Raw genomic sequence first — 9,729 nt, 5'->3', positions numbered from 1 at the left:
GGCCGCTTACGCGGCCAGCGCTATCCATCCTCGGCCTGAACGCCGAGGCTTTTCGCGCATTTGGTAAATTATTCGTTATCCAGGCGCGTCCCGTATCCCTACAGTCGCGTCCATGCAAATTGTGACTGGGCTGGGGTCTCGGGCCGTACCGGGACTGGCATTGACGGGGGCGGGTGCCCTGCTGTGTCTGTTGTTAGAGCGCTTGCCGCTGCTGCAAGCTTGGGGTTTGGGGGCGCTGACCCTGGCGATCGGCCTGGGCATGGTGCTGGGGCATGCGCCCTGGCTGCAAGGCGCAGGCGCAACCCGCTGGGCCGCAGGGGTGCAACTGGCCAAGGGGCCGGTGCTGCGCGCGGGCATCGTGCTGTACGGCCTGCGCCTGAGTGTGCAGGACATCACGGCCCTGGGCTGGGGCGCGGTGGCGCTGGATGTGTTCATCCTGAGCAGCACCGTGGCGCTGGCCTGGGCACTGGGGCGCTACGTGCTCAAGCTGGAGCCGCGCAGCGCCTTGCTCATTGGTGCGGGCAGCGCCATTTGCGGGGCGGCGGCCGTGCTGGCAACGGCCCCGGTGGCCCAGGCGCGCGAGCGCGATGTCGGCGTGGCCGTGGCCACCGTGGTGGTTTTTGGCACTCTGTCCATGTTTTTGTACCCCTGGCTGGCGGGGGTGTTGTGGCCGGCAACGGCGCACAGCAGCCCCGGCTATGGCGTGTACGTGGGCGCCACCGTGCATGAGGTGGCGCAGGTGGTGGTGGCCGCCAGTGCCATCGGGGGCCAGGCGGCACATACCGCCGTGATCACCAAAATGCTGCGTGTGCTGCTGCTGGCCCCGTTTTTGCTCATCCTGTCGTGGTGGCTGGGGCGCGGGGCCCCGGCCGACGGGGGGCGCGGGCGCATCACCATTCCTTGGTTTGCCCTGGGGTTTGTGGCGGTGGTGTTGCTGCACCCTGGCTTGCCGCAGCCGCTGGTGCGCCTGGGGGTGCTGCTGGACCAAGGGCTGCTGACCATGGCCATGCTGGCCTTGGGCATGGGCATCCAGTGGCAGGCGCTGCGCCGCGCCGGCATCCGGCCCTTGTGGCTGGCGGGGGCGCTGTGGCTGTGGTTGCTGGGGGCCGGTGCGGTGCTGACCCGCTGGGGGTGGCCGGGGTAATGCCAACCCCGTGCCCCCACCCATTGCCCTGGCACCAGGCCATGGCGTGGGCCGTTGCGGGGCGCTGCTGGGTGCTTTTTCCGTGACAATCGCGGCATGCACACCGCCCCCGCTCTTACCACCACCACGCCCATCGTCCTTTTTGCCCACGGCTCGCGCGACCCGCGTTGGGCGCAGACGCTGGACCACCTGCAAACAGCCCTGGAGCAGCAAGCCGCCGCCCAAGGGCGCACCTGCGTGGTGCGCCAAGCGTTTTTGGAGTTGATGGAGCCGCCCTTGCCCCAGGTGCTGGCCCAGTTGGGCGCCGAAGGGGCCACCCAGGTGGCCGTGCTGCCGGTGTTTTGGTCGGCAGGCAGCCATGTGCTGGGCGACTTGCCCGCGCTGATTGCCCAGGCGCAAGCGGATTACCCGCAATTGCAGGTGCAAACGTGGCCGGTGCTGTCGCGCTGGCCGGGGCTGCTCGATTGGCTGGCGGGGCAGGCGCTGGCGCAGCTGTCTGAATAATTGAATTGGCCCTGGCCGTTGCTTTTGGCCACGGAAACCAGGGTTTTCCCTGTTTTTACGAGGTGCAACCTCTGCGACATTTCAACCTGTTTAGGTTGCACCTTGGTGCGACCTTTTTGTTTAAAGGTTGTTTGCAATGTCTACTACCCTTGGTATCAAAGTTGATGAAGCGCTGCGCGAGCGCATTCGCGCAGCCGCCCAGAATTTAGGGCGCACCCCGCACTGGCTGCTCAAGCAGGCGGTGGTGCAGTATGTGGATGCGCTGGAGCGTGGCCTGCCCAGCATTCGCATTGTTGGCACCGAAAGCGCTACCGCCGATGCGCTGGAGAGTGAAGAAAGCGCCCAGGCCCCCCACGAAGTGCAGCCTTTTTTGCACTTTGCCCAATCCATCTTGCCGCAAACGCCGCTGCGCGCGGCCATTACCGCCGCCTGGCACCGGCCCGAGACCGAATGCCTGCCCGCCCTGCTGCCCCTGGCGCGGGTGAGCGATGCCGAGCAAGCGGACAAAGTCCATGCCCTGGCCGCCAAGCTGGTGCAAGGCCTGCGCGATGCCCCGGTGGGCAGCGGCGTGGCGGCGCTGGTGCAGGAGTTTTCCCTCTCCAGCCAAGAAGGCGTGGCGCTGATGTGCCTGGCCGAGGCTTTGCTGCGCATCCCGGACAAGGCCACGCGCGATGCGCTGATTCGCGACAAGATCAGCCAGGGCGACTGGAAATCGCACGTGGGGCGTTCGCAATCCATGTTCGTCAATGCCGCCGCCTGGGGGCTGGTGCTGACGGGTAAGCTGACTGGCACGAACAGTGAAAAAAATCTTTCATCGGCGCTGACCCGGGTGATCGGCAAGGGCGGCGAGCCGCTCATTCGCCAGGGCGTAAACCACGCCATGAAGCTGATGGGCGAGCAGTTCGTCACCGGCCAGAACATTGGCGAGGCGCTGGCCAACAGCCGCAAGTTCGAGGCCCAGGGCTTTCGCTACAGCTACGACATGCTGGGCGAGGCGGCCACCACCGAAGCCGATGCTCAGCGCTACCTGCGCGACTACGAGCAGGCTATCCACGCCATTGGCGCAGCGTCGGCCGGGCGGGGCATTTTTGAAGGGCCGGGCATCTCGATCAAGCTCTCGGCCCTGCACCCGCGCTACAGCCGCGCCCAGTACGACCGCGTGATGGGCGAGCTGCTGCCGCGCGTGCTGCACCTGGCCGAGCTGGCCAAGCAGTACGACATTGGCATGAACATCGACGCTGAAGAGGCCGACCGCCTGGAGCTGTCGCTCGATTTGATGGAGGCGCTGTGCGCCGCGCCCAGCCTCAAGGGCTGGAGCGGTATCGGCTTTGTCGTGCAGGCCTACCAAAAGCGCTGCCCGCAGGTCATCGACTATCTGATCGACCTGGCCCGGCGCAGCCGCCGCCGCCTGATGGTGCGCTTGGTCAAAGGCGCGTACTGGGACAGCGAGATCAAACGCGCCCAGCTCGATGGCCTGGCCGGTTACCCGGTCTATACGCGCAAGGTCTATACCGACGTGAGCTACCTGGCCTGCGCCCGCAAGCTGCTGGAGGTGCCGGACGCGATCTACCCGCAATTTGCCACGCACAACGCGCAAACCCTGGCCACCATCTACCACCTGGCGCAAACCGTGGGGGGCAGCTACTACAGCGGCCAGTATGAATTTCAATGCCTGCACGGCATGGGCGAGCCGCTGTACACCCAGGTCACCGGCGCGATTGCCGATGGCAAGTTGGCCCGCCCCTGCCGCGTGTATGCGCCCGTGGGCAACCACGAAACCCTGCTGGCCTACCTGGTGCGCCGCCTGCTGGAAAACGGGGCCAACACATCGTTTGTGAACCGCATTGGCGACCCCAGCGTGCCCGTGGCCGAGCTGGTGGCCGACCCGGTGGATGAGGTGATGCAAATCGCCAGCCAAGAAGGCCGCCTGGGGGCGCCGCACCCGAAAATCCCGCTGCCCGCCCAGTTGCTGGCCCAGGGCCCGCAGGGCCGCGCCAACTCGCAAGGGGTGAACCTGGCGCACGAGCAGCAATTGGCCTCGCTGGCGGCCGCCTTGCTGAGTAGCACCACGCAAAACTGGCTGGCCGCCCCGGCCGGGGTGCCCCTGCCGGCCGACCCGGCGCAAGACAGCCAGTGGCAGCCCGTGCGCAACCCGGCCGAGCTGACCGATGTGGTGGGCTGGGTGCGCGAAACCGATGCCGAACAAGCCCAGGCCGCCGCTGCTGCCGCCGCCCAGGCCGCGCCCATTTGGGCGGGCACACCGCCGGCCGTGCGCGGCGATGTGCTGGCCCGCGCGGCCGATTTGCTGGAGCAACGCAGCCAGCTCTTGATGGGCCTGATCGTGCGCGAAGCGGGCAAAACCCTGCCCAACGCCGTGGCCGAAATCCGCGAGGCCGTGGACTTCCTGCGCTACTACGGCGCCATGGTGGCCGACCAGTTTGACAACGCCCGCGAACGCCCCCTGGGCGTGGTGCTGGCCATCAGCCCGTGGAATTTCCCGCTGGCCATCTTCGCTGGGCAGGTGGCCGCTGCGTTGGCCGCTGGTAATGCTGTGCTGGCCAAACCCGCCGAGCAAACGCCGCTGACGGCCGCCGCCATGGTCGCCATCCTGTACGAGGCCGGGGTGCCGCGCGATGCGCTGCAGTTTGTGCCCGGCCAGGGGGAAACCGTGGGCGCAGCCCTGGTGGCGCACCCGCAGGTGGCCGGGGTGATGTTCACCGGCTCCACCGAGGTGGCCCGCATCATTGCCCAGCAACTGGCCCAGCGCCTGTCGCCCAGCGGTCAGCCGATTCCGCTGATTGCCGAAACCGGTGGGCAAAACGCCATGATCGTCGATTCGTCCGCCCTGGCCGAACAGGTGGTGGGCGATGTGCTGACCTCGGCCTTTGACTCAGCCGGTCAGCGCTGCTCGGCCCTGCGCCTGCTGTGTGTGCAGGCCGATGTGGCCGAGCGCCAGCTCACCATGCTGCGCGAAGCCCTGCAGGAGTGGAGCCTGGGCAACCCCGACCGCCAGAGCACCGATGTGGGCCCGGTGATCGACGAAGAGGCCCGCGCCCAGATCGAGGCGCACATTCAGCAGATGCAGGAAGCGGGGCAAAAAGTCACCCGCGTGCAACGCCAGGACGGCGTGTTAAACGGCCACTTCGTTGCCCCGGCGATTATCGAAATTGATAGCGCCAAGCGATTGACCCGTGAGGTTTTTGGCCCAGTTTTGCACGTTATTCGCTTTCAGCGTGACCAGATTGATCGCTTGGTGGACGATATCAACGCCACCGGCTACGGCCTCACGTTTGGCGTACACAGCCGCATTGACGAAACCATCGACCGCCTGACCGGCCGCATCCGCGCGGGCAACATTTACGTAAACCGCAACGTGGTCGGGGCCGTGGTCGGCGTGCAGCCCTTTGGCGGCATGGGCCTGTCGGGCACCGGCCCCAAAGCCGGTGGGCCGCTGTATTTGTACCGCTTGGTGCAGGGCCAGCCCAATGCCGCGCTGGCCCCGCTGCCGCGTGCCCAGGCCAGCGCCCCGGTGCCGGCCCAGCAATTGCTGGCCAGCCTGCAAACCACGGTGGTGGCCGGGGTGGAGCAATCGGGCCGCATCTGCGCCGAGGCGCTGGCCGCCTCGCGCCTGGGCACCAGCGTGCTGCTCAATGGCCCCACGGGCGAGAGCAACCGCTACCGCCTGTTGGCGCGTGGCCCGGTGTGGGCGCTGCCGCGCACGCCGCTGGGCCTGGTACACCAGGTGGCCGCCGCTTTGGCCACCGGCAACCCCTGCCACGTGGTGCTGCCCGCGCAGGACAACGGCTGCGCCGCCGCCTGGCAAGCGCTGCGCGCGGCCGCTGGCGATGCCGGGGTGGCCTGGCTGCACAGTGCCGATGAGCAGTCCTGGGGCGATGCCCAGGCCCCCATCACGGCCTTGCTGTTCGAGGGCGATGGCGATGCCCTGGTGGGCATTACCACGGCCGTGGCCGCCCGTGCCGGGGCCATCGTGCGCGTCGAAAGCCGCAGCAGCGAAGCCTTGCACGCCGGGCACGGCTACGACCTGGCCGCCTTGCTGCACGAGCAATCCATCAGCACCAACACGGCTGCGGCCGGGGGCAATGCCCAGTTGATGACCATGGCCTGACAGGGGCCACACCGCCTTCGTTTGGACAACCCTGGCGCGATGCGTTCGCGCGGGGTTTTCTGTTCTTAAAAATGCTGGTTTTCGCTTGCTGTGCAAGCGCTGCTAGCTACTAAAAAGTAGTACATCTCTATGCAATTTTCCTGGAACGATCCCACCGCGATCATGTTCGCGATTTACCTGCTTGCCATGCTGGCCATTGGCTGGCTGGGGTATCTGGGCACGAAAAACCTGTCTGACTACATCCTGGGCGGGCGCAGCCTAGGCAGTTTTGTCACGGCCTTGTCGGCCGGCGCGTCGGACATGAGCGGCTGGCTGCTCATGGGCCTGCCGGGGGCCATCTACGTCTCGGGCCTGTCCGAATCGTGGATTGCCATTGGCCTGTGCCTGGGCGCTTACCTGAACTGGCGCTGGGTTGCCGCCCGCCTGCGCCTGTACACCGAGCGCGCGGGCAATGCGCTGACGCTGCCGGACTTTTTGGCCAACCGCTTCGAGGACAAGAGCAACGCCCTGCGCATCGTCACCGCGCTGGTGATTTTGGTGTTCTTCACCCTGTATTGCGCCTCGGGCGTGGTCGCTGGTGCCCGCCTGTTCGAGAACATGTTCGGCATGCCCTACAACGTGGCGCTGTGGGTGGGCGCGGCCTGCACGATTGCCTACGTGCTGATTGGCGGCTTTTTGGCCGTGAGCTGGACGGACACCATCCAGGCCTCGCTGATGATCACCGCCTTGCTGCTGGCCCCGGTCATGGCCTGGCTGGCCTTGTCCGGTGATTTGCAGCAGGGGCTGGACCTGCACACCGTCATCACGGCCGAGCAGTTTGACCTGTTCCGGGGCGCAAGCTTTGTTGGCATCGTCTCGTTGATGGCCTGGGGGCTGGGCTACTTTGGCCAGCCGCACATTCTGGTGCGCTTTATGGCCGCCGCGTCGGTGCAAACCATCCCCAAGGCCCGCCGCATCAGCATGACCTGGATGATTTTGTGCCTGGGCGGTGCCGTGGCCGTGGGCTTTATCGGCATCCCTTACTTTGCCACCCATGCAGCCGGGGCCGCTGCCGTCAATGCCAACGCGGAAACCGTGTTCATGGAGCTGGCCAAGCAGCTGTTCAACCCCTGGATTGCCGGGGCCTTGCTGGCGGCCATTTTGGCGGCGGTGATGAGCACCTTGTCGTGCCAGCTGCTGGTGTGCTCCAGCGCCTTGACCGAAGACATCTACCGCACCTTTTTGCGCAAAAACGCCAGCCAGCAAGAGCTGGTCTGGGTGGGCCGCATCATGGTGCTGCTGGTGGCGCTGATCGCCATCGGCCTGGCCAGCGACCCCAACGCCAAGGTGCTGGGCATGGTCAGCTATGCCTGGGCAGGCTTTGGCGCGGCGTTTGGCCCGGTCATCATCTTGTCGGTGTTCTGGCAGGGCATGACGCGCAACGGTGCGCTGGCCGGCATCATCGTCGGGGCGGTCACCGTGCTGGTGTGGAAGCAGTTTGGCTGGTTGGGCCTGTACGAAATCGTGCCCGGCTTCATCCTGTGCGGCCTGACGGTGTGGCTGGTTAGCCGCCTGGGCCAACCCTCGCCCACCATGCTGGCCGCGCACGCAGCGGTGGAAAAAGAATTTGCGCAAATCGGCAAGGTGTAAACCATTTTTGTAGGGTGCAAGGGGCATGTTCGTTGCACCATCCTGTAGGGGCGAACCTGTGTGTTCGCCCGTTCCCCCCTGCCAATTTCCCAACCCCTGCCCATCGTTCATGGTGCCGGGCGGGGATGTTGGGGTGCCAGGGCAGACACATAGGTCTGCCCCTACATGGGCGGTTTGCGCCCTGGGGCGTTTTTGCATCATCCCGTAGGGGCGAACCTGTGTGTTCGCCCTTTTTCCCCATTTCCCCCCTGCCCATCGTTCATGGTGCCGGGCGGGGATGTTGGGGTGCCAGGGCAGACACATAGGTCTGCCTCTACATGGGCGGTTTGCGTCCTGGGGCGTTTTTGTATGGTGCCGGGGGGCGTGTGGTTGGGGTGGTCGATCAGCGGACGGGCGGTTGCTGCTGCTGCTCGCGCTGCATCACCTCGTGGGTGACGGTGCCCAGCCATGCCAGCCCTAAGGCGCTGCTGATGCCCACCAGCCACTGGCCCAGGCGGATTTGGTCATCCTGCAAATAGGCGTTGCACAGGCGCAAGGGGCTGTCGATGTAGAGCAGGCCAACAATGGCCGTCATGGCCAGCAGGTTGCCTAAAAAGAAAAACTGCAGCACCCGCCCGGCCGGTTGCCACGACAGGCGCAGGGCCAGGCCCGCCAGCACCAGGGCGGTGCATTTGGCGACCTCTACCTCGGGGCGCAGCAGGGCCAGATCAAGCACGCGCGGAATCATCAGTACGGCCAAGATGCTGCTGGCCGCCACCCAGCCGGTGATGCCGTACTGGTTGATGCTGCGCCCTTGCCAAGCCGGGGGCAGGGCCCCGGCCCAGGCGGCCCCGGCCAGCAGCAGCAAGGGAAACTGCAGCACCATGTGCCGCCACATGCTGCCCTCCAGCCACTGGCGGGCCAGCACGGCCACGGCCAGCGCCGCCGCGCCAGCCATCCCCTGGAGCAGGACGCTATTTTTTAGCAAAAAAGCATGAAAACGCTTATCTTTAAAGCGAAAACAGCTATCAAAATAAGTTAATTTGGGGCCTGGCTCATACCGCCCCCTGGGCACTGGGGTGCTGGGCTTGGCGGGCCAGATGGCGGGCGTAGTTCAGCGCCAAGTCTTGCTCGGCCAGGTCAAACACGCGCACCATGCGGCCCTGGGCATCGAACACCAGCAGGGCGGCGTTGTGCTCGTAATCGCCAAACCCGTCGGGGATGACGACCACGCCCAGCTGGCGCAGCAAGGCGGCTTGTTCGGTGGGGTCGGCCACCCGCGCAAAGCGCCAGATGGCGGGGTCGGCCCCCAGGGGGCGGGCGTAGTGGCGCAGGATGTTGGGGGTATCGTGGCCGCCGTCAAAGCTGATCGAGAGCAGTTGCACGCCGGGGTTGTCCTGGGCCAGGGCGGCTTGCAATTGGTTGAAGCTGCTGCCCAGGGTCAGGCAGACGGTTTTGCAGCGGGTGTAAAAAAAGTCGGCAATGGTGACGTGGCCCGGCGTGGCCAGCAACTGGGGCAGGGTGCTGGGCGCAATGCCCGTGCCATCGACGGTGACCGCCGGCACGGGCACGGGGCGCAGCGCCACTTCGAGGCGGCGCGCGCCTTCGTCCGTCCAGACCTGGAAGTCGTGCGTCAGCCAGGCGGCAGCGCTAAAGCCCCCGCCCAGCAGGGCCAGACTCAATAGCACGGTGCGCAGCATGGCGGTGTCTCCTGTTTTGCGAGCTGCTAGCGCTATTTAATCAAGGCTTTAAGGGCTTCACCGCCTTCAAATGGCGTGGTGCGTGCGCTGCCAGCTTCTCTTTCTGAAGCAATAAAGTCGGCGCTGATGGCTTCGGCCTGGTTGCCCCAGGTGCTGCGGATGTGGGTCAGCACCCCAGCAATTTCGGCATCGGACAGTTGCGCGAAGGCGGGCATCATGCCGTCAAAGCTTTGGCCCGCGACCTCGATCTTGCCGCTCACGCCGTGCAGCAGGATGTTGGCCAGCACTTTGGGATCGCCCACCACCCATTCCGAGCCCGCCAGCGGCGGGAACACGCCGGGCAGGCCCTGGCCATTGGCCTGGTGGCAGGCGGCGCAGTTGGCGGCAAAAATCGCCCCTCCATCCACCGCTGCGCCGGGGGCGGCGGCCTGGGCGGTGGGGCGCAGATCGGCCACGGTGCGCATGTCGCCCAGGTCGGTGCGCTCAATGGCGGGGTTCATGAGCAGGTAAACGATGCCAAAAATCACCATCCCGATGGCAACCACCGCCGCCAGCCAGGGCATAGGGCGGATGGCTTCCTCTGGGTCGGCGTTTTCGCGCAGTTCTTGCGGCAGGATTTTGAGTTTGTCAGGCATGGGGGATTCCTC

General features: G+C 66.0%; 7 protein-coding genes. 4 read left to right on the top strand and 3 right to left on the bottom strand.

The window, feature by feature from the left end; translation table 11 throughout:
* Positions 1-112 precede the first annotated feature (112 nt).
* The 4 genes from ACFO24_RS09775 (at position 113) to putP (ending at position 7,403) form a co-directional block, all read left to right on the top strand.
* Positions 113-1,144 carry a YeiH family protein gene (locus ACFO24_RS09775; RefSeq protein WP_377738174.1) on the top strand — a complete coding sequence of 344 codons (1,032 nt, stop codon included), beginning with the start codon at positions 113-115 and terminating at the stop codon, positions 1,142-1,144.
* Between the two features lie 96 nt (positions 1,145-1,240).
* Positions 1,241-1,648: a sirohydrochlorin chelatase gene (locus ACFO24_RS09770; RefSeq protein WP_377738173.1), complete on the top strand. Its 408-nt coding sequence runs from the start codon at positions 1,241-1,243 to the stop codon at positions 1,646-1,648.
* A gap of 136 nt (positions 1,649-1,784) precedes the next feature.
* Positions 1,785-5,774 (top strand): trifunctional transcriptional regulator/proline dehydrogenase/L-glutamate gamma-semialdehyde dehydrogenase, encoded by a 3,990-nt coding sequence (gene putA, locus ACFO24_RS09765; protein WP_377738172.1) that lies wholly within the window; start codon positions 1,785-1,787, stop codon positions 5,772-5,774.
* Between the two features lie 129 nt (positions 5,775-5,903).
* Complete coding sequence (putP, locus tag ACFO24_RS09760) at positions 5,904-7,403, top strand: sodium/proline symporter PutP (protein ID WP_377738171.1); 1,500 nt, start codon at positions 5,904-5,906, stop codon at positions 7,401-7,403.
* A 382-nt stretch (positions 7,404-7,785) separates the two neighbouring features.
* Here the strand turns inward: putP and ACFO24_RS09755 are convergent, their stop codons facing one another.
* The 3 genes from ACFO24_RS09755 to ACFO24_RS09745 all read right to left on the bottom strand — a co-directional run bounded on the left by ACFO24_RS09755 (position 7,786) and on the right by ACFO24_RS09745 (position 9,717).
* Entirely contained in the window at positions 7,786-8,370 is a 585-nt protein-coding gene (locus tag ACFO24_RS09755) for a hypothetical protein (RefSeq protein ID WP_377738170.1), read from the bottom strand.
* Positions 8,371-8,437: 67 nt separating this feature from the next.
* Positions 8,438-9,082: an SCO family protein gene (locus tag ACFO24_RS09750; RefSeq protein WP_377738169.1), complete on the bottom strand. Its 645-nt coding sequence runs from the start codon at positions 9,080-9,082 to the stop codon at positions 8,438-8,440.
* A 32-nt stretch (positions 9,083-9,114) separates the two neighbouring features.
* On the bottom strand, positions 9,115-9,717 hold the full coding sequence (locus tag ACFO24_RS09745) for a c-type cytochrome (protein ID WP_377738168.1): 603 nt from the start codon (positions 9,715-9,717) through the stop codon (positions 9,115-9,117).
* Positions 9,718-9,729: the final 12 nt, after the last annotated feature.

It is taken from the genome of Comamonas denitrificans (assembly GCF_042654745.1).
Taxonomy (GTDB): domain Bacteria; phylum Pseudomonadota; class Gammaproteobacteria; order Burkholderiales; family Burkholderiaceae_C; genus Comamonas; species Comamonas denitrificans.
This window is presented reverse-complemented; position numbering and strand designations above follow the sequence as displayed.